Consider the following 18,715-nt stretch of genomic DNA (forward strand, 5'->3'; position numbering starts at 1 on the left):
CGTCGTTGTGGGGAAACTATTCGAGGTCGAAATGAGTTACGGCACAGTCAAATGGTTCAACGACGCCAAGGGGTTCGGCTTCATCTCGCCCGAAGGCGGCGGTCAGGACGTCTTCGTCCACTATTCGGCGATCAGCGCCAACGGCTTCCGCACGCTGAAGGAAGGCCAGCGGGTCAGCTTCGAGATCGTCCAGGGCCCCAAGGGGGCGCAGGCGGCGGGCGTGAGCGTCGTCTCCTGAGTCGCGGCCGCACCTCGGCATGACGAAGAAGCCCCGCTCCGGCGGGGCTTCTTCGTCGTGGCGGTGGACATTCCGGGACGACGGCGCAGAATCGGAGGATCCCCCCGTCGGAGCCGGCCATGGGCGAGTCCAGTCCCTTCGAAACCCATCGCGTCGACAACCAGCCGCCGCCATTCGAGCCGCGCGACCTGTGGGCCAGCGACCGTGCGCTGCGGGCGGCGGTGATGCGCGAGGGCGGCGGGTGGGGCGCCGCGGTGCTGGCCGGCTACGGCGCGATCATGGGCGAGGAGGGCCTGGCGCTGGGGGTGGAGGCCAACCGCGACCGCCCGCGCCTGCGTACGCATGATCGCTTCGGCCATCGCATCGACCGCGTCGACTTTCACCCGGCCTACCATCGGCTGATGCAGCTCGGTGTCGAGCATGGCGTCAGCGGCGGCGCCTGGCGCGAGACGCGCGCCGGCAGTCACGTCGTCCGTGCGGCGCTGACCTTCCTGCATCACCAGGCCGAGGCCGGCAGCAACTGCCCGCTGACCATGACCCATGCGGCCATCCCGGTGCTGCGCCGCGAGCCGGAATTGCGCGAATGGGCCGACAAGGCGGTCGCGCCACACTACGACGGTCGTGACGTGCCGATCGCCAGCAAGGCCGGCGTCACGCTCGGCATGGGCATGACCGAGAAGCAGGGCGGCTCGGACGTACGCAGCAACAGCACCCGGGCACGGCCGCTGGCCGCCGAGGGCGAGTACGCGCTGGTCGGGCACAAATGGTTCATGTCGGCGCCGATGTCGGATGGGTTCCTCGTGCTGGCGCAGGCGCCGGGTGGGCTCACCTGCTTCCTGCTGCCGCGCTGGCGGCCCGACGGCAGCCGCAACGCGCTGCGGCTGATGCGGCTGAAGGACAAGCTCGGCAACTGGTCCAACGCCTCGGCGGAGGTCGAGTTCTGCGACGCCTGGGCGCGCCGCATCGGCGAGGAGGGACGCGGCGTGGCGACCATCATCGAGATGGTTGCGCTCACCCGCCTGGACTGCATGATCGGCGCGGCGGCGGAAATGCGCATGGCGCTGGCGCAGGCGCTGCACCATGCGGCGCACCGGCAGGCCTTCGGCCGACGGCTGGTCGAACACGCGCTGATGATCAACGTGCTGGCCGACCTGGCGCTCGAATCCGAGGCGGCGACGGCTTTCGCGCTGCGGGTGGCGCGCGCGGTGGATGCCTCGGCGCGCGATCCCGGCGAGGCCGCCTTCGCCCGGCTGGCCACCGCCGTCGGCAAGTACTGGCTGTGCAAGCGTGCGGTGCCGTTCGTCAACGAGGCGCAGGAGTGTCTGGGCGGCGCCGGCTATGTCGAGGAGTCGATGCTGGCGCGGCTCTACCGCGAGGCGCCGCTCAATTCGATCTGGGAAGGCTGCGGCAACATCCAGTGCCTGGATGTGCTGCGCGCGCTCGGGCGCGAGCCGGCGACCCGCGAGGCGCTGTTCGCGGAGCTCGGCGCGGCACGCGGGCTCGATGAGGCACTGGACGAGGAGATCGATGCGCTCGCCCTCGCGCTGGACTCCCGCGACGGGATCGAGACCCGCGCCCGTTTCCTGGTCGAACGCATGGCGCTGGCGCTGCAGGCGGCGCTGCTGCTGCGCGCGGCGAGCCGCGAACCGGAGCTGGCCGTGGCTGCGGAGAGCTTCTGCCGTTCTCGTCTGGACGGCGGCCACGGCCTGGCCTTCGGCACCTTGCCGCCGGACACCGACTTCCCGACGCTGATCGCGCGGGCGATGCCGGAGTGAGTGTGGCGACGGGCACGAACGACCGGCTGACGGTGTTCTACGACGGTGCCTGCCCGCGCTGCGTGCGCGACCGGGCGCGCTACGAAAGGTTGGCGGGCGAGGCCGGCGAGGCGGTCGAATGGTGCGACATCACCGGTCGCGACGCAGCCCTGCGCGCCCTCGGCATCGATCCGCGCGAGGCGCTGCTGGCGCTGCACGTGCTGGATGCGCAGGGGCGCGTCCATCGCGAGCTCGACGCCTACATCCTGCTGATGGCGCGCACCCGCCGACTGCGGTGGCTAGCGCGGCTGATCGGGCTCCCCGGCCTCCGCCACACGCTGTCGGTGATCTATCGGCACCTGGTGCGCCGGCGCCTGCGCCGGCAGGGACGGCTGTGAGCGTGGCGCGGCGGGTTGACGGCCCGGCGATGTTCACGTAACCAGAACCCGGAGTCCACGGGAGTCGATGCCGATGCAAGCCCAGCCCCCAGACACGGGTGGGAAGCCGATCAGCGAGCGCAACGGGCGCGCCGGCGCCGCGCCAGTGAGGCGTTGGCTGGAAAGTCTCGGACGCGGCCTGCTGTTTGCCGCCAATTTCCTCAAGCATCCGCTCACCGTCGGAACCTTCGTCGAGAGTTCGCCCGCGCTGGTGAAGCGTCTGCTGGACGGTGTGGACTGGCAGGGCTGCCGCAGCGTGGTCGAACTCGGGCCGGGAACCGGCGCGGTGACACGTGAGCTGCTGGCGCGCCTGCCGCCAGAGGCGCGGCTGCTGGCGGTGGAAACCAACGCCGATTTCGTCGCCGCCCTGCGGCGGACGATCCGCGACCCGCGCCTGACCGTGGTGCATGGCAGCGCCGCCGACCTGCGCGCGCATCTGCGCGCGCATGGTCTCGGGCGGGTCGACGCGGCGATCTCGGGGATCCCCTTCAGCACCATGCCCGAAACCTTGCGCGGCGCAGTGCTCGATGCAGTGCGCGATGCGCTCAGTCCGGACGGCCGTCTGCTGGTTTACCAGCATTCCAACCGCGTGCTGCCGCTGCTGCGCGACCGCTTCGCGCACGTGCTTGGCGAGACCGAGTGGCGCAACCTGCTGCCGATGCGCCTGTTCCGCTGCGAGCAGCCGATCCATGAAGAAGTGGAGGCCGGGAGCCCGGGATGAGGCGGTGCCCCTGTCCCGCGCACCCGGCCTCGGCCCCAGCCCCCCCACAGCCGGTCCGCGATGGCGTGACGATGCGGCGGACCCAAGCCGCAGCCCGCGGGCTCAGCGCAGTCCGTCGCTGATCGCCGTGATCAACGAGCCCGCCGCATCGTCGCCGCTGAAGTCCCACAGGAATACGCCGCCCAGGCCCTGCACTCTTGCGTAGGTGGTCTTTTCGGCCAGGGTCTGCGGGTCGTCGAAGCTCCAGAAGGTCTTGCCGTCGTAAGTCCAGCTGGCCCGAGAATACGGGTCGACGAACCGCGGTGCGTTGCGCGCGGCCAGCACCCGATAGCTCTCGACGCCGCTACCCAGGCTGCCCGGCGCGGGCTTGCCGTTCTGGTACAGGCCGTTGTTGATGTTCTTCACCTCGGTCCAGCCGCGGCCGTAGGAGGCCACGCCGAGATTCAGCTTGGCGGCCGGCACGCCGCGTGCCAGCAGTGCCTCGACCGCGTCATTGCTGTTGTAGAGCTTCGCGTCGCCGGTGGAGGGGTCGTTCGGCGAGTCGAACAGCGCCGAATGGAAATTGGTGCGCGACTCCCAGCTGCCGTGGAAGTCGTAGCTCATCAGGTTGATGAAGTCGACGTGCTGCTGGTACTGCCCCGGGTCGGTGACACGGATCTTGTCGATGCCGGCGCCGACCGCGGCGCTGAGCAGCAGGCCCGGGCGCACCGCGTCGAGCTGGCGGCGGAACTCGGCCAGCAGGGCGGTGAAGTTGGCGCTGTCCTCGGCACTGCCGCAGCTCAGGCCGCAGGCGGCCGGATATTCCCAATCGATGTCGAAGCCGTCGAACACCCCGGCCGCGGCGCCGGGACCGCCGGCATGATCGAACAGCGGCAGGTTGCCGTGGATGTAGGCGTCGATGCAGGAAGCGACGAAAGCCTCGCGGTTCTCCGGCCGCGCCGCCTCGGCGAAGCCGCGCGACCAGGTCCAGCCGCCCAGCGAGATCATCACCTTCAGGTGCGGGTGCCGGGCCTTGAGCTTCTTGAGCTGGTTCCAGTGGCCACGCAATGGCTGGTTCCAGACGTCGCCCTTGCCGTCGACGCTCTCGGCGGCGCTGTAGGTGCGCGAGTAGTCGGCGTACGCATCGCCGCCTTCGCCGGTGTCCGGGTTGGTGGCCTTGAGCACGCCCAGCTCGCAGCGGTTGTCGCGGACGTTGCCGAAGGCGTAGATGAGGTGGGTCAGGCGCGAGGCGGCGCCGCTGCTATCCAGATCCTTCACCCGGTAGCCCTGGGTGTAGATGCCCCACTGGGTGAAGTAGCCGACCACGCGCGCCGGCTCGCCACTGTCGCCGCCGGCCCTGGCGGTGCGCACCGAGATGGCGGGGCTCAGCGCCGAGGTGTTGCCGGCGTGGTCGCGCGCGCGCACCGCATAGCTGTAGGCGGTGTCGGCGCTCAGGCCGCTGTCGGTGTAGCCGGTCGAGGCGGGCGAGGCGACCTTGACGCCATCGCGGAACACGTCGTAGCCGGCCACGCCGCTGCCGCCGGCCTCGTCGCTGGAGGCGTTCCAGCTGAGCGAGATGCTGCTCGTGGTCTGGCCGTTGGGCGCCAGCCCGGTGGGCACGCTGGGCGGGGTCGTGTCGGTTTTGGCGTTGACGGTGATGACGACCGGTGCCGATCGGCCGGTGGCCTTGGCATTGTCGGTCGCCACCACGGTGAGCGAGTACTCGCCGGCCGGCACGCCGCGCCACACCAGCCGCCAGGGGGCCTTGCTGACGCGGCCGAGCAGGGTCGTGCCCTGGTAGAAGTCCACGCGCGAAATCCGGCCGTCGCTGTCGTGGGCATCGGCTTCGATGGCGATGTCGGCGCCGGCGTCGAACTGCGCGCCGCCCCCCGGGGTGACGATGACCGCGGTCGGCGGCTGGTTGCTGGCGCCGGGGCGCCCCTGTGCGAAGGCGAGCACGGGCAGGGCCAGCAGCAGGCCGGACAGGGTGAGGGTCTTGAAGGAAATGCGCACGTCTGGAATCCCGTGGGGTGCCGGTTGCGGTCCGGGCCGCGATGCGCTGTCGGCCGTCGGCCGGCAGCGGCTGGCAGGCAGTCTCCGAACGGGAGTGGGGCGAAGTTGCTGATCGCGTCACAAAGTGTGCATGGCGGGCGCCCGGCATTGTCCGAAATGTGAGGCGAATCGCGGGTTTGGCCGGGCAGGTGACTCGCCCGGCAGCGCTCGGCCGCGCTGCCGGGCGCCGCTCGGGATGCGGGCCCGGTGCCGGGGGCGCTCGGCGGGTAGCGCAGGATGGTCGCGGGTGGAGTAGCATCCGGGACTTTGTCCGCCACCACCCGCCACGAGGCGCCGCGCCCATGTCGAAACGTTTCCACGTCCCGCATACGCTCGTCCTGCTGTTCCTGATCATGATCCTGGCGCTGGCGGCGACCTGGGTGCTGCCGCAGGGCAGCTTCCAGATGGCGCCCAACGAGCAGGGCCGGATGATGGTGGTGCCGGGCAGCTACAGCGTGCACGCGGAGCGGGTCTGGCTGTCGCCGGCGGTGTTGTTCACCGCGGTGCCGCGCGCCCTGGCCGACGCGCAGGCGATCATCTTCTTCCTGCTGATCGTCGGCGGCGCCATTGCCGTGCTGCGCGCCACCGGCATGATCGACGCCGTGCTCGGCTGGCTGCTGCGCCGCATCGGCCACAATCCGGCCCTGCTGATCGTGTTCGGCACCGCCGCCTTCGCGGCCGGCTCGGCCACCTTCGGGGTCTCGACCGAATACATCCCGTTCGCGGTGGTGCTGATCTCGCTGTGCGTGGCGATGCGGCTGGATGCGATGACCGCCATGGGCATCATGATCTGCGGCTACGGCGTCGGTTACGGCGTGGCCTGGATGAACCCGTACACGGTGATCGTCGCCCAGGGCATCGCCGAGTTGCCGCCCACCTCTGGCTGGGGTTACCGGCTGGCGTTGTTCGTGCCCTTCGTCGCGGTGGCCGCGCATCACGTCTGGCGCTACTCGCGGCGCGTGGCGGCCGACCCCTCGGCGAGCCTGGTCGCCGATCTCGACGACCCCCGCCACAGCGCGCTACCGGAATACCCGTCGCTGGATCGGCGCCGGCTCGCGGTGGCCCTGGTCACCCTGGCCGGCCTGGTGGCGATGGTCTATGGCATCTCGCAGCATGGCTGGTACCTCAACCAGCTCGGCGCGGTCTGGCTGGCGGTCGCCGTGATTGCCGGCCTGATCGGCGGCCTTAGCCTGGACGAGATGGCCAAGCGCTTCACCAACGGCGCGATCGAGCTGGCGGCGGTGGCGCTGCTGGTCGGCTTTGCCCGCTCGATCGCGCTGATCCTGGAGGATGGGCAGGTGCTGCACACCATCGTCCATGGCGCCTCGATTCCGCTGGGCTGGGTGGGTGCCGAGCTGTCAGCGGTCGGCATGCTGCTGATGCAGACGCTGATGAACTTCTTCATCCCGTCGGGTTCGGGTCAGGCCTTCGCGACCATGCCGATCATGGCGCCGCTGGCCGACGTGGTCGGCATCGAACGGCAGGTCGCCGTGCTGGCGTTCCAGTTCGGCGACGGGCTGTCGAACATCATCCTGCCGACCAACATCGTGCTGATGGCGATCCTGGGCGCGGCCGGCATCCCGTTCGACCGCTGGTTCCGCTTCGTCTGGCCGCTGATGCTCAAGCTGCTGGTGCTGGCCGCGGCGGCACTGGTGGTCGCGGTCTGGATCGGCTACAGCTGAGCGAGGGTCCGCCGGCACGCCGTGGCGCGGGCCGGGTTCGGATGGCTTCCGCGCTCAGCGTGCGAGGAAGGCGGTGTAGTCCTCGATGGTGTCCTCGACGCTGGCCTCGAACAGGCGTCGACCGGCTTCGACACTGGCCAGCATCGGGTTGGAGCCGATGCGGCCGTCGGGGAACACGCGGCGATAGTCCTCCGCATCGCGGAAATTCCCGGTCGGCGCGCGCGCGGGCTGCATCGCGACCCGTTTCGCGGCCTGCGGGTAGGCGTGCCAGGTCAGCGAGATTTCCGACGGCGTGGCGTGGCTGCCCTCGTCGCCGGCGAACAGTTCGCGCGAGACCTCGCCGACCCGCCGGCCCTGGTACCAGTTGGCCAGCTTCAGGTGCAACGGCGAGCCCGGCGCGCCGGCCAGACTGTTCTCGGCGTAGATCTCGGCGAACGCCGCCTGCACCGTGGCGACATTGCCACCGTGGCCGTTGAAGAAATAGATGTGGCGGAAGCCCGTGCGCGCCAGCGACTGCACCATGTCGCGGATCACCGCGATCAGCGTGCTCGGCCGCAGCGTGATCGAGCCGGGAAAGGCGAGGTGGTGCTGGGCCATGCCGACGTTGATGGTCGGCGCCACCAGCACGTCGATGCGCTCGGCCACGCCGTTGGCGACGATCTCCGGACACAGCGCGTCGGTGCCGATCAGGCCGTTGGGGCCGTGCTGCTCGGTGGAGCCGATCGGCACGATGATGCCGGTGGAGCGGGTCAGGTAGGCCTCGACCTCGGGCCAGGTGGACAGTTGCAGGCGCATGCGCGGATCCGTGCAGGAGGCAGGAGTGGGGAGGATGCACCAATCCGCAGGCCGGCGGGGCTGCCGTAGTCCCCACCGGGGCGGGATCGAGTTCTCCTGCAAGGCCCATCCCGGGTCGGGTTCGCGGCGGTGCCCGTGCGCTATCGGGCTGCGGGTCCGCCCCCTGTCCGCGCCTGTCAACGGGGGCTGCACGGTCCCTCGTGTACCATCGAAGCGGAGCTGACACGCGGAGGTCGCAATGACGACCGGACGTTCGCCGTCGGCCGGCCGGGGTCGCAGCCTGTGGGCGGTGCAGACGCTGTGCCTGCTGCTGCTGGTGTGGCTGGCTCTCGATGGCGCGCAAAATCTGTGGGTGGGGCTGGTCTTCGCCGCGCTCGGTGCGCTGGCTGGCGCTTGGCTGGCACCAGGCGAGCTGTATCGGTGGCGGCCGTGGCGTCTTCCGGGTTTCTGCCTCTACTTCCTGCGCGAGTCGTTGCGCGGCGGCATCGATGTCGCCTGGCGCGCGCTGCATCCACGCTTGCCGATCAAGCCATGCTTCGAGCGCTTCGTACTCGACCTGCCTGCCGGCTTGCCGCGCACGTTGATGGTGAGCACGGTCAGCCTGCTGCCGGGCACGCTCAGTGTCAGCATCGACGACGACGGAGCGTTGCGCGTGCACGCGCTGATGCCGGGTGCGTTTGCCGGCGTGCCGGAACTCCAGCGGCGCATTCATCGGCTGTTCTCGCTCGACGGCCGCGCTGGGGGATCGTGATGGAGAGCCTGCTGCCGGCTGCGATCGCGTTTCTCGCGCTCAACCTGGCCGCCGGACTGGTGCGGGTGGTGCGCGGGCCGCGTGCGGCCGACCGGATGCTGGCGGTGCTGCTGTTCGGCAGCACGACGGTGGCAATCCTGCTGCTGATGGCGGCCTGGCTCGAGGTGCCGGCGCTGCGCGACGTGGCACTGCTGCTGGTGCTGCTGGCGACGATCCTGAGCGTGGCATTCGTCGGGCTTCCTGCGCGACGTGGAGGACGTGACGGGTGAGCGCAGCCGAACTGGTGGCAGTGCTGTCGCTGTTGGCCGGTTGCGGCTTCTATTTCGCCGGTACGGTCGGGCTGCTGCGGTTTCCGGATACCTTCTCGCGCCTGCATGCGCTGACCAAGGCCGACAACCTCGGGCTGCTGCTGGTCTGCGTCGCGCTCGCGCTGCACGCGGCATCACTGCGCGTAGCCTTCCTGCTCACCGTGGTCTGGCTGCTGGCGCAACTGGCCGCCACCGTCTCGGCGCACCTGATCGCGCGTCGTGCCGAACATGACCTGGAGAAGGACGGGTGAGCCTGGCGATCGACCTGCTGCTTGCGCTCGGCCTGCTGTGGCTTGGCTGGCAGGTGGTGGCCGGGCGCACGCCGTTCCGCTCGATCGTGATGTTCGCCGCGTTCGGTGTGCTGATGGCGGTGGTGTGGGCACGCCTGGGCTCGCCCGACCTGGCGCTGGCCGAAGCGGCGATCGGCGCCGGCCTCACCGGCGCGATGCTGCTGCTGACCTGGCGACGGATGCTGGAGATGGCGCCGGAGCGCGCTGGCCAGCGGTTGTTGCGGCCGTCCCGGCTGGCCGCGCCGGTGGGTGTGTTGTGCGCGATGCTGGTGCTCGGCCTGGGCTGGACGCTGGCGCAGCTGCCCGAACCGCAGAGCAGTGCCGGGGGTGACGCGCTGGCGGCGCTGGACGGCACCGGGGTCGGCAATCCGGTCACTGCGGTCTTGTTGCTGTTCCGCGGCTACGACACGTTGCTGGAAATGGTCGTGCTGCTGGCGGCCTGGGTTGGCGTGTGCATCGTGCAGCCGATAGTGCGGCCAGCGCGGCCGCAGCCGCCGGAGCGGGTGGCGCTGCTCGATGCGCTGCTGGCCATGGTCGTGCCAAGTGCGGTGCTGGTCGGCGGTTACCTGCTGCATGCCGGCGGGCAGGCGCCGGGCGGCGCTTTCCAGGCCGGGGCGGTGCTGGCGGCGACGGGTGTGCTGCTGGCCTTGTGCGGACGGTTGGCGCCGCTGCATGAACCGCTGCCGCTGCAGCGCCTGATGCTGGTACTCGGCGTGGCAGTGTTCTCGGTGACCGGATTGGCCAGCGAGCCGGCGTTTGCGTTGACCGGCATGTGGGCGGTCTACACGATCGAAGCAGCCCTGACCGTCTCGATCGCGATCACGCTGGTGCTGCTGTTCCTCTCTTCCGGCGGCGTGCGGCGGAGGCGGTGATGGAGCCCGTGGCGCTGGTCTATCTGATCGCCGCCGCCGCCCTCACCGGGCTGGGCGTATACGGTGTGCTGGTCGCGGGCCATCTTCTGCGCAAACTTCTTGCGTTGAACCTGCTCGGCGGCGCGGTGTTTCTGCTGCTGGTGTCGCAAGGACGGCGGGTGACCGAGCTGCTCGATCCGGTGCCGCAGGCGATGGTGCTGACCGGCATCGTGGTGACGGTATCGGCGACCGCCTTCGCGCTGGCGCTGCTGCTGGCCCTGTACCGGCGCAGCGGACATGCCGACCTCGACATGGACGACGAGGAGGGCGATGGCGGCTGATGCCCTGCTCGCGCCGGTGTTCCTGCCACTGGCGGGCGCCATCGTGGCCGTGCTGATGCCGGCGCGTGGCGGGCGCGTCGCCGCGCTGGTGGTGGCGCTGCTGGTGCCGCTGGCGTTGTGGCCCTTGAGCAGGCTCGTGTCCGAGACCGGCGGGGCAGGGGTGGCGGTGGCCGGACTGGCCGCGCCGTTGGGCATCGAACTGTATGCCGATGGCCTGAGCCTGTTGCTGCTGTGGCTGGTGGCGTTGGTGATGCTGGCCGCGACCGCCCATGCGGCCGTCGGCCCCGGTAGCGAGCGTGCGTCCCGCGCCTTCTGGCCGGCCTGGATGATCCTGTACGCCGGCCTGAACGCGGTGCTCGTCTCGGCCGACCTGTTCAATCTTTATGTCAGCCTGGAATTGCTCACGCTGGCCGCGGTGGCGCTGGTGGCCAGCCGCGGGGAAACCGGCGCGCTGCGTGGAGCGATGCGCTACCTGCTGGTGGCGATGCTGGCCTCGCTGGTCTACCTGCTCGGCGTCGCCCTGGTGTACGCGGCGACCGGCACGCTGGATCTGCGCCTGGCCGGTCTGCGGCTGGGCGAGGGTGGCGTCGCGACGGCTGCGCTGGCGCTGATGACCCTGGGCCTGCTGCTCAAGTCGGCGATCTTCCCGCTGCATGGCTGGCTGCCGCCGGCGCACGCGAGCGCGCCAGGCCCGGTCAGTGCAGTCCTGTCGGGCCTGGTGGTGAAGGCGTCGCTGTACCTGCTGTACCGGCTGTGGTTCGAGATGCGGCCTCTGCCGCCGGCATCGGCCGGCACGCTGCTGGCGGTGCTGGGACTTTGTGCGGTGCTGTACGGCTCGCTGCTGGCGTTGGCGCAGCGCCGGCTCAAGCAATTGGTGGCGTATTCGACCGTGGCCCAGCTCGGCTACGCAATGCTGGTGTTCGCGCTGCCGGTGGCGGCGGCCTGGCAGGGTACGGTGCTGCACTTGCTCAGCCACGGGCTGGCCAAGGCGGCGATGTTCCTGGCCGCGGCCAACCTGATCCTGCGCCACGGCGGCGACCACTTCGGGCACTTGCCGGGCAGTGATGCTCGGATGCCGGTCAGCGTGTTCGCCTTCGGTCTGGCCGGCGTGAGTCTGATGGGGTTGCCGCCCAGCGGGGGCTTCCTCGTCAAGTGGCAGCTCCTCGTCGCAGCCTGGGAGCACCAGGCCTGGCCCTGGGTCGTGACGCTCCTGCTTGGCAGCCTGTTCGCGGCGGCGTATCTGTTCCGCGTGTTGGCGCTGATGTTCTCGCAGCCACGGCCCGACAGGCCTGCGCCGTCCGGTGTGAAGCCATCGGTCGTGGCCGAATACGCGGCGCTCGTGCTGGCGCTGCTGGCGATCGCGATGGGTTTCGCCTCGGCGCCTGTCCTGGCCGTGTTGCGTGTGCCGCTGGGGATGGGGCCATGAGCGCGCTGCTCGGCCAGGCGCTGCCGCTGTACATCGTGCTCACTTCACTGGCGGCGGCAGTGCTGATCTTCGCACTCGGCGAGCGGCGCCAGCGACTGCGCACGATCGTGAATCTCGCCGCCGCGCTGCTCAAGCTCGGACTGATCGCCGTGCTGCTCGACGCGATCCGCGCCGGGGAGTCCTTCGTGTGGCGGTTGCCGCTGCTGCCGGGTCTGGATCTTGTGCTGCACGCCGATCCGCTGACCCTGTTGTTCTCCACCCTGTCGGCGGTGTTGTGGCTGCTGACCACCGTCTATGCCATCGGCTACCTGGAGCGTAGTCCGCACCGGGCGCGTTTCTTCGGCTTCTTCAGCCTGTGCGTGGCGAGCACGATGGGAGTGGCGGCGGCCGGCAACCTGTTCACCTTCTTCGTCTTCTACGAACTGCTGACGCTGGCCACCTGGCCGCTGGTGGCGCACCGCGGTACGCCAGGGTCGCTGGCCGGCGCGCGCAGCTACCTGCGCTACACACTGTTCGGCAGCGCATTGTTCCTGGCCGGCCTGGTATGGCTGCATGTGCTGGCCGGGCCGCAGGACTTCATCGCCCGCGGGCTGCTCGGCGATGTGCTGGATGGGCAGGCCGGTGCACAGCGCGCGGTGTTCGTGCTGCTGGTGGCGGGCCTGGGCGTGAAGGCGGCGCTGGTGCCGCTGCATGGCTGGCTGCCAAACGCGATGGTCGCACCGGCGCCGGTGAGCGCGCTGCTGCATGCGGTGGCGGTGGTCAAGGCGGGTGCCTTCGGCATCGTGCGGGTGGTGTACGACGTGTATGGACCCGAGCGCGTGCAGGCGCTCGGTATGGACCAGCCGCTCGCCATCGTCGCCGGCATCACCATCGTCTACGGCTCGCTGCTGGCGTTGCGGCAGGAAGACCTCAAGCGGCGGCTGGCGTATTCGACGGTGAGCCAGGTTTCCTACATCGTGCTGGGCACGGCCATCGCGGGGCCGCTGGCCAGCGTCGGCGGCATGGTCCATCTGGTGCACCAGGGGCTGATGAAGATCACGCTGTTCTTCTGCGCCGGCAATTATTCCGAGGCACTGGGGGTGAAGACCGTCCGGCAACTGGACGGCATCGGCCGACGCATGCCGTGGACCAGCGCGGCCTTCACCATCGGCGCGTTGGGCATGATCGGCTTGCCGCCGCTCGCCGGCTTCGTCAGCAAGTGGTATCTCGGTGTCGGCGCGGCCGCTGTCGGGCATTACTGGGTGATCGGCGTGCTGGTCGCCAGCACGCTGCTCAACGCGGCCTACTTCCTGCCGCTGCTGCGCAGGATCTGGTTCGGCACGCCGCCAGCGCAGTGGCCAGACGAACAGCCGATGAGCCGGCAGGTGCGCCTGTCACTGGCGGTTCCGCCGCTGCTTACGGCGCTGTTCGCGCTGCTGGCCGGGCTGCTCGCCGGTTTCGACCTCAGTCCGCTGGGCTGGGTGCAGTTCATCGTGCGGGAGCATTACGGATGAGTCCGCTGCTCGCGCTCGCCTTGTTCTCGGCGCCGCTCGCGGCGCTGGCGCTGCTGCGGCCGCGTTGGCGGCTGCCGGCGCTGGTGTCCGCGCCGTTGCCGCTGCTGGCGCTCGGCATCGTCGGGGAAGGCGAGGGCCGTATCGCGCTGCTGTTGCTTGGGGCGGGTTTCCTGGTCGACGAGGTGAATCGTCCGCTGCTGCTGCTCGCCGGCATCGGCTGGTCGCTGGCCGGCGCCTTCGTGGGCGCGGCAGCAGACACGCGGCCACGGGTCTTCGCCGGGTTCTGGCTGGTGACCTTGGCTGGGCAGGCGCTGGCGCTGCTCGCCGCGGACATGGTCGGCTTCTATCTCGGCTACGTGATCATGACGCTTGGCATCTACGGGCTGGTGATCCATGCCCGTACTCGCGAGGCCTGGCGGGCGGGGCGGGTGTACCTGGCGCTGGCCTTCGCCGGCGAGGCGGCGGTGCTTTCGGGCCTGCTGCTGCTCGGCGCCGCGCACGGCAACGCCGATTTCGCCACGCTGACGCTGTGGCTGGGCGAGAGCGGCGGTGTCGCGGCCTGGCTCTTGTTTTTTGGCTTTGCGCTGAAGCTCGGGTTGGTGCCCTTGCACGTATGGTTGCCACTCGCGCACCCGGTGGCGCCGGTTCCGGCCAGCGCGGTGCTCAGTGGCGTGCTGGTGAAGATCGGCCTGCTCGGCATGTTGCGTTTCGCGCCGCCCCTGTCCCTCACGGTCGGCGAGGGGCTTTTCGTGCTCGGGTTCTTCACTGCGGCCTACGCTGCGTTGGTCGGCTTGACCCAGTCGCGGCTCAAGACCGTGCTGGCGTATTCGACCATCAGCCAGATGGGGCTGGCGATGGCAGGGTTTGCCGCGGTGCAGGTTGGCAGTGGTTCGGCCGCGTTGGGCGCCCTCGGGCTGTTCGTGCTGCATCACGGGCTCAACAAGGTTGCGTTGTTCCTCGCGGCCGGCCATCGCCTCGATGGCTGGCTGGCGCGTGCATTGTTCGTGCTGCCGGCAGCCTCGCTGATCGGCCTGCCATTCACCTCGGGCGCGCTGGCCAAGTCGGCGCTGAAGGAAGCTGCCGCAGGCTGGGACCTCGCATTCGGTCTCAGTTCGCTGTTGAGCACGATCCTGCTGTTGCACGCATGGCGCTTGGCCCGGGCACAGCGCAGTGGACGCGCGCGGCCCCACCCGGCGTGGCTGGGCGCGGTGATTGCCGGTCTGCTGATCCCGTGGTGGTTCGGCAGTGCCTGGATGCCACTGGCGGCGTTGTCGTCGGCGGGATTGTGGCCAGCGCTGCTCGCGGTGGCGATCGTGCTCGTGTTGCGCGGCCGTGTGCCAGCCCTGCGGATTCCCGAGGGCGATCTGCTTGCTCCGCTCGAACGCGCCGCGGCGGCGGTCGTGAAGACCGTCACCGGCTCAGGTCGCGACAGGCGACAGAGCAGGATTCCGTCGATCGACTGGCGATCGGTCGGCGAGGCCTTGTGCCGCACTGACGCCATGCTGGCGCGCCTGCCAGTGGCCGGCATCGGCCTGCTGCTTGCACTGCTTGGCTTGTGGGCGCTGCTGCCGTGAGGTGCTGCGGTGATTCCGCTCCCACCACGGCATCGGCTGTCCTTGGCAACTTCAGGCCTTCCTGAAAAATCCACAAGCTACCGGCCCTGGAACTGCAGCCGCGCCAGCTCGGCGTAGAGGCCGCCGGCGGCGATGAGTTCGCTGTGCGGGCCTTCGGCGACGATGCGGCCCTTGTCCATCACCACGATGCGATCGGCGCGGAGCACGGTGGCCAGGCGGTGGGCGATGACCAGCGTGGTGCGGCCCTGCATCAATCGCTCGAGTGCCTGCTGGATGGCGCGTTCGCTTTGCGCGTCCAGGGCGCTGGTGGCTTCGTCCAGCAGCAGGATCGGCGCGTCCTTGAGCAGGGCGCGGGCGATGGCGATGCGTTGCTGCTGGCCGCCGGACAGGCGCACGCCACGCTCGCCGAGGTAGGTGCGATAGCCCTCGGGCAATGCGGCGAGAAAATCGTGCGCTTCGGCGTTGCGGGCGGCGGCGATCACTTCCTCCTCGCTGGCATCCAGGCGTCCGTAACGGATGTTCTCGAGCGCGCTGGCACCGAAGATCACCGGGTCCTGCGGCACCAGCGCGATGCGTTCGCGCAGCGCGGCCGGGTCGAGTTCGCGCAGGTCGATGCCGTCGATCGCGATGCGGCCGGCATCGGGGTCGTGGAAGCGCAGCAGCAGTTGCAGCACGGTGCTCTTGCCCGCGCCGCTGGGGCCGACCAGCGCCACCGTCTCGCCGGGCCGCACGTGCAGGTCGAAGTCCTCCAGCGCCGGGGCGTCCGGACGCGAGGGGTAGTGGAAGCGCACCCGCTCGAACCGGATCTCGCCCCGCAGCGGCGAGGGGAGGGCGCGCGGCGCGGGCGGCGTGGCGATGCGCGGCGTCTCGGCCAGCAGCTCGGCAATCCGGCCCATGCCGCCGGCGGCGCGGTGCACCTCGCTCCACACTTCCGAGAGCGCACCCACGGAACCGGCGCCGAGCAGGGCATAGAGCACGAACTGGCCGAGTGTGCCGGCGCTCATCGTGCCGGCGATCACGTCGCGCGCGCCGACCCAGAGCACCCCGGTGATCGCGCCGAACACCAGCACGATGACCACGGCGGTGAGCAGCGCCTGGGTGCGGATGCGCCGTCGCGCAGTGTGCAGCGCGCGCAGTACCGCCTCACCGAAGCGGGTGGTCTCGAACGCCTCGCGCGCGTAGCTCTGGACCGTGTGGATCGCGTTGAAGGTCTCGCTGGCGCGGGCGTTGGCGTCGGCGAGGCGGTCCTGGCTCTCGCGCGACAGGCGCTCCACCTTGCGGCCGAAGACGACGATCGGTGCCACCGCGAGCGGGATGCCGATGGCCGCCAGCCCCGCCAGGCGCGGGCTGGTCACCGCCAGCATGGTCGCGCTGCCGAGCAGCGTGACCAGACTGCGCAGCGCGATCGAGGCGGTCGAGCCGACCACGCTGCGCAGCAGCTCGGTGTCGGATGACAGCCGCGACACCAGCTCACCGGTACGCGTGCGTTCGTAGAAGCCCATGTCGAGGCCCATCAGCCGCGCGTACACCGCGCGCCGCAGGTCGGCGACGACCTTTTCCCCAAGCAGACTGACGCAGTAGAAGCGCGCCGCGGTCGCGAAGGCCAGCACCATCGCCACCGCCAGCAGGCCGAGGAACCAGCGGTCGATGTCGCCGCCATCGCCGGCGAAGCCGCGATCGATCATGTAGCGGACCGCCACCGGCAGGCTCAGCGTCGCCGCCGACGACAAGGCGAGGAAACCCAGCCAGGCGGCGATCAGGCCGCGGTAGGGCCGCACAAAGGGCCACAGGCCGCGCAGCGCGGCGAGCGGCGGACGTTTCGGGATGTCGGTATCGGTGGAGGTCATGCGCTGTGCTGGCGTCGACGGAGCGTGCACCCGGCAGGGGATCTTGCCGCAGTCTGCCGCGTCCGCGCCGGCCGCGAGGCTGCCGGTCGTCCAGCGATCATGCCCGAGCGGGTACAGCTGGAAGAAGCTCTGGAAGGGCGTGCGTACCGTCGTGGCTATCGCGAACGCGACATACACCGACCATGTCGCGGCTGCGCTGCCTGGGATGCGTGGCGGCATGGAAGCGTCCGGGCCGGCCTGCGTCGTGGTCGCGCCGGCCTGGCGCGTGGTCCGCGGGAGGGAGCAGCACCGCCCGTGGCCGCCAGCCTGAAGCGAAGCTGTACGGGGCTCTCGATGCGGGGATGCACGCGGAACCGCCGGCCGGCCCGACGGTCAAAGGCGGCGTTCCGCCCGGGGTGTCCGCCGGCTCCGGACGTCCGGGATCGGCGCACCCGAGGTGTGATACATCCATGTCCCACGTCGATTGTCCGAGGAGGTGAGCACATCATGGGCATGGCCCTTGAGTTGAGCCGTCTTTCGCCGTGGAACTGGTTCCGGCGCGACGAGTCCGCCGGCACGGTGCCGATGAGCCGCGGCGGCAGTGACGGGCTGTTGCCGGTTTCGCGCCTGCAGCGCGAGATCGATCGTCTGTTCGACGATGTCTTCCGCGACTTCGGCATGCCGCGCATGACCATGCCGACGACCTGGATGCCGGGTTTCGGCGAGGACTTCGCGGGCGTGCTGCGTCCGCAGCTGGACATCATCGAGAGCAAGGATGCCTATACGATCACCGTGGAAGTGCCTGGCGTCGAGCGCGATGACCTGCAGCTTTCGCTGGCCGACGGCTGCCTGACCATCGCGGGCCAAAAGAAGCGCGAACAGCGCAGCCAGGACCAGCAGGTCCATCGCATCGAGCGGGCTTACGGCGCGTTCCAGCGGGTGCTCGACCTGCCGGCCGACGCCGATGCCGAACGGATCACCGCCAGCCACCGCAATGGCGTGCTGACCGTGACGGTGCCGCGCAAGCCCGGGGTGTCCGCGGTGAGCGGACGGCGCATCGATATCCAGGCCGCCTGAGCGGCGGACCGCTGAGTGTGTTGACGCCAGGCTTCGTGCCTGGCGTTCTTTTTACGGCCCAGCCGGGCCCGTGTCGCGGGCGGGCCGGGCGCCGTCTGCCCAAGCGCGAGCGGGTTCCGCTCTACGTGCCGCGGCTGCCGGACACGATCCGGCCGGCGGACTTCATGTCCGACGCGCTGGCCTGTGGCCGCCGCTTCCGGACCTTCGACATCGTCGACGACTTCAATCGCGAGGCGCTGCACATCGAGGTCGACACCTCGATCAGCTCACACCGTCTCGTGCGCGGCTTCGAGCAGATCAAGGCCAGTCACGGCCTGCCGCGCCAGCTTCCGTATCGCCGCGCTGTTCCAGTGTGGCGGGCTCGACCTCTACCCGGCAAATACCAATGCGCTAGCGTAGTACGGGGTCAGGTCCAGCAATGAAGCACGCCAGATCCCTGAGCTCCACGCATCATCGGCGCGGCCGTTCTTTCACGATCCCGGGAATTACAGCGCCTCCCGGAAACACCAGGACGCCAGCGCCCGCTGGCTGAAGACGCATTACGACACCAGCGGCTTTGCCCGTGCGGTGTGCGAGTCGAGCAGCGCGACAGCGTGGCGACCTGTGCCGACGGCAGCGCCGGTACCTACACCCGCACCCTGGCGACCGATGCCCGCGGCCAGGAGGCCGGCCTGCGCTCGGACGACGTGCGCGGCTGCGGCTACACCCCGAAAGGCCAGACGCCGGTCTTGCGCGTGAACAACAAGCGCGAAGGCCTGGCATCATCTCGACGGTCGCCAACCAGGGCAAGGTGCGCTGGAAGGTGTTCGAAGGCGCGATGCACGTCGATCTTCTGATCGACTTCTTCAAGCGTCTTGTCAAGGACAGCGATCGCAAGGTGTTCCTGCTGCAGAAGTCGCCGGATCGCGTTCGGCGGTACTTCATGCACGAGCCGCTGCGCTATGCTGCGTGAAGATATTTGATCGCCGGATCAATAAACCGTCACTGTCGGGCGGGCTGAACACTTCGATACCGGTGGCTAAGTCGTCGGCCCTGCGAAATTCATCCAAGTGCCGGCAACGTCGTCAGCCACTCGCGCAACGGCGCACCGTGACCGACCTGGCGCCGCCGCCGGGCGCCC

Annotated in this window: 17 protein-coding genes and 2 pseudogenes; 16 read left to right on the plus strand and 3 right to left on the minus strand. The window is 69.9% G+C overall.

Features of this window, described 5'->3' with window-relative positions:
• Nucleotides 1-31 precede the first annotated feature (31 nt).
• The 4 genes from HNQ58_RS01240 (at nt 32) to HNQ58_RS01255 (ending at nt 3,150) form a co-directional block, all read left to right on the plus strand.
• Entirely contained in the window at nt 32-238 is a 207-nt protein-coding gene (locus tag HNQ58_RS01240; protein ID WP_183946962.1) for a cold-shock protein, read from the plus strand.
• 119 nt (nt 239-357) lie between these two features.
• Nucleotides 358-2,013 (plus strand): acyl-CoA dehydrogenase family protein, encoded by a 1,656-nt coding sequence (locus HNQ58_RS01245; RefSeq protein ID WP_183946963.1) that lies wholly within the window; start codon nt 358-360, stop codon nt 2,011-2,013.
• Nucleotides 2,014-2,015: 2 nt separating this feature from the next.
• A complete protein-coding gene (locus HNQ58_RS01250; protein ID WP_183946964.1) occupies nt 2,016-2,390 on the plus strand; it encodes a DCC1-like thiol-disulfide oxidoreductase family protein in 375 nt (124 codons plus the stop codon).
• 145 nt (nt 2,391-2,535) lie between these two features.
• Nucleotides 2,536-3,150 (plus strand): methyltransferase domain-containing protein, encoded by a 615-nt coding sequence (locus tag HNQ58_RS01255; protein WP_183946965.1) that lies wholly within the window; start codon nt 2,536-2,538, stop codon nt 3,148-3,150.
• A gap of 102 nt (nt 3,151-3,252) precedes the next feature.
• Here HNQ58_RS01255 and HNQ58_RS01260 read toward each other — a convergent pair whose 3' ends face one another.
• Nucleotides 3,253-5,088, minus strand: a complete 1,836-nt coding sequence (locus tag HNQ58_RS01260; RefSeq protein WP_343057120.1) for a glycosyl hydrolase family 18 protein — start codon at nt 5,086-5,088, stop codon at nt 3,253-3,255.
• A gap of 395 nt (nt 5,089-5,483) precedes the next feature.
• Here HNQ58_RS01260 and HNQ58_RS01265 point away from each other — a divergent pair, with 395 nt between their 5' ends.
• Nucleotides 5,484-6,863 carry a YfcC family protein gene (locus tag HNQ58_RS01265; RefSeq protein WP_183946966.1) on the plus strand — a complete coding sequence of 460 codons (1,380 nt, stop codon included), beginning with the start codon at nt 5,484-5,486 and terminating at the stop codon, nt 6,861-6,863.
• 54 nt (nt 6,864-6,917) lie between these two features.
• Here HNQ58_RS01265 and HNQ58_RS01270 read toward each other — a convergent pair whose 3' ends face one another.
• Nucleotides 6,918-7,658 carry a creatininase family protein gene (locus HNQ58_RS01270; RefSeq protein WP_183946967.1) on the minus strand — a complete coding sequence of 247 codons (741 nt, stop codon included), beginning with the start codon at nt 7,656-7,658 and terminating at the stop codon, nt 6,918-6,920.
• Nucleotides 7,659-7,896: 238 nt separating this feature from the next.
• On the opposite strand from HNQ58_RS01270, the gene HNQ58_RS01275 reads away from it, so the two are divergent.
• The 8 genes from HNQ58_RS01275 to HNQ58_RS01310 are packed head-to-tail and all read left to right on the plus strand — an operon-like array spanning nt 7,897 to nt 14,692.
• On the plus strand, nt 7,897-8,409 hold the full coding sequence (locus tag HNQ58_RS01275; protein ID WP_183946968.1) for a Na+/H+ antiporter subunit E: 513 nt from the start codon (nt 7,897-7,899) through the stop codon (nt 8,407-8,409).
• A complete protein-coding gene (locus tag HNQ58_RS01280) occupies nt 8,409-8,678 on the plus strand; it encodes an MrpF/PhaF family protein (RefSeq protein ID WP_183946969.1) in 270 nt (89 codons plus the stop codon). The genes HNQ58_RS01275 and HNQ58_RS01280 overlap by 1 nt, the downstream gene beginning before the upstream one ends.
• Nucleotides 8,675-8,968 (plus strand): monovalent cation/H(+) antiporter subunit G, encoded by a 294-nt coding sequence (locus HNQ58_RS01285; RefSeq protein WP_183946970.1) that lies wholly within the window; start codon nt 8,675-8,677, stop codon nt 8,966-8,968. The genes HNQ58_RS01280 and HNQ58_RS01285 overlap by 4 nt, the downstream gene beginning before the upstream one ends.
• Nucleotides 8,965-9,879 carry a hydrogenase subunit MbhD domain-containing protein gene (locus HNQ58_RS01290; RefSeq protein ID WP_221301095.1) on the plus strand — a complete coding sequence of 305 codons (915 nt, stop codon included), beginning with the start codon at nt 8,965-8,967 and terminating at the stop codon, nt 9,877-9,879. Before HNQ58_RS01285 ends, HNQ58_RS01290 begins: the two co-directional genes overlap by 4 nt.
• The gene (locus HNQ58_RS01295; protein WP_183946971.1) at nt 9,879-10,199 is read left to right on the plus strand and encodes an NADH-quinone oxidoreductase subunit K; all 321 of its coding nucleotides are present in this window, start codon (nt 9,879-9,881) and stop codon (nt 10,197-10,199) included. The genes HNQ58_RS01290 and HNQ58_RS01295 overlap by 1 nt, the downstream gene beginning before the upstream one ends.
• A complete protein-coding gene (locus tag HNQ58_RS01300; protein WP_183946972.1) occupies nt 10,189-11,625 on the plus strand; it encodes a complex I subunit 5 family protein in 1,437 nt (478 codons plus the stop codon). Before HNQ58_RS01295 ends, HNQ58_RS01300 begins: the two co-directional genes overlap by 11 nt.
• The gene (locus HNQ58_RS01305; RefSeq protein WP_183946973.1) at nt 11,622-13,118 is read left to right on the plus strand and encodes a complex I subunit 5 family protein; all 1,497 of its coding nucleotides are present in this window, start codon (nt 11,622-11,624) and stop codon (nt 13,116-13,118) included. Before HNQ58_RS01300 ends, HNQ58_RS01305 begins: the two co-directional genes overlap by 4 nt.
• Nucleotides 13,115-14,692 carry a complex I subunit 5 family protein gene (locus HNQ58_RS01310; RefSeq protein ID WP_183946974.1) on the plus strand — a complete coding sequence of 526 codons (1,578 nt, stop codon included), beginning with the start codon at nt 13,115-13,117 and terminating at the stop codon, nt 14,690-14,692. The genes HNQ58_RS01305 and HNQ58_RS01310 overlap by 4 nt, the downstream gene beginning before the upstream one ends.
• 77 nt (nt 14,693-14,769) lie before the next feature.
• Here HNQ58_RS01310 and HNQ58_RS01315 read toward each other — a convergent pair whose 3' ends face one another.
• Complete coding sequence (locus HNQ58_RS01315) at nt 14,770-16,539, minus strand: ABC transporter transmembrane domain-containing protein (RefSeq protein ID WP_183946986.1); 1,770 nt, start codon at nt 16,537-16,539, stop codon at nt 14,770-14,772.
• 486 nt (nt 16,540-17,025) lie between these two features.
• Between HNQ58_RS01315 and HNQ58_RS01320 the strand changes: the two genes are divergently transcribed.
• The 3 genes and pseudogenes from HNQ58_RS01320 to HNQ58_RS13285 form a co-directional block, all read left to right on the plus strand.
• Entirely contained in the window at nt 17,026-17,595 is a 570-nt protein-coding gene (locus HNQ58_RS01320) for an Hsp20/alpha crystallin family protein (RefSeq protein WP_221301096.1), read from the plus strand.
• Nucleotides 17,596-17,669: 74 nt separating this feature from the next.
• Nucleotides 17,670-17,938 (plus strand): annotated as a pseudogene (locus tag HNQ58_RS01325) (IS3-like element ISXac4 family transposase); the annotation flags it as partial.
• A gap of 313 nt (nt 17,939-18,251) precedes the next feature.
• Nucleotides 18,252-18,484, plus strand: a pseudogene (locus HNQ58_RS13285) (transposase); the annotation flags it as partial.
• Nucleotides 18,485-18,715 lie beyond the last annotated feature (231 nt).

The organism is Rehaibacterium terrae (assembly GCF_014202935.1).
GTDB classification, from domain to species: domain Bacteria; phylum Pseudomonadota; class Gammaproteobacteria; order Xanthomonadales; family Xanthomonadaceae; genus Rehaibacterium; species Rehaibacterium terrae.

Bases quoted from the DNA above. Each gene is read 5' to 3' on its own strand.
- HNQ58_RS01275 (WP_183946968.1), top strand. From the start codon at position 7,897: ATGACGACCGGACGTTCGCCGTCGGCCGGCCGGGGTCGCAGCCTGTGG.
- HNQ58_RS01315 (WP_183946986.1), bottom strand. From the start codon at position 16,539: ATGACCTCCACCGATACCGACATCCCGAAACGTCCGCCGCTCGCCGCG.
- HNQ58_RS01300 (WP_183946972.1), top strand. From the start codon at position 10,189: ATGGCGGCTGATGCCCTGCTCGCGCCGGTGTTCCTGCCACTGGCGGGC.
- HNQ58_RS01305 (WP_183946973.1), top strand. From the start codon at position 11,622: ATGAGCGCGCTGCTCGGCCAGGCGCTGCCGCTGTACATCGTGCTCACT.
- HNQ58_RS01265 (WP_183946966.1), top strand. From the start codon at position 5,484: ATGTCGAAACGTTTCCACGTCCCGCATACGCTCGTCCTGCTGTTCCTG.
- HNQ58_RS01280 (WP_183946969.1), top strand. From the start codon at position 8,409: ATGGAGAGCCTGCTGCCGGCTGCGATCGCGTTTCTCGCGCTCAACCTG.
- HNQ58_RS01270 (WP_183946967.1), bottom strand. From the start codon at position 7,658: ATGCGCCTGCAACTGTCCACCTGGCCCGAGGTCGAGGCCTACCTGACC.
- HNQ58_RS01240 (WP_183946962.1), top strand. From the start codon at position 32: ATGAGTTACGGCACAGTCAAATGGTTCAACGACGCCAAGGGGTTCGGC.
- HNQ58_RS01245 (WP_183946963.1), top strand. From the start codon at position 358: ATGGGCGAGTCCAGTCCCTTCGAAACCCATCGCGTCGACAACCAGCCG.
- HNQ58_RS01320 (WP_221301096.1), top strand. From the start codon at position 17,026: ATGGGCATGGCCCTTGAGTTGAGCCGTCTTTCGCCGTGGAACTGGTTC.
- HNQ58_RS01295 (WP_183946971.1), top strand. From the start codon at position 9,879: ATGGAGCCCGTGGCGCTGGTCTATCTGATCGCCGCCGCCGCCCTCACC.
- HNQ58_RS01310 (WP_183946974.1), top strand. From the start codon at position 13,115: ATGAGTCCGCTGCTCGCGCTCGCCTTGTTCTCGGCGCCGCTCGCGGCG.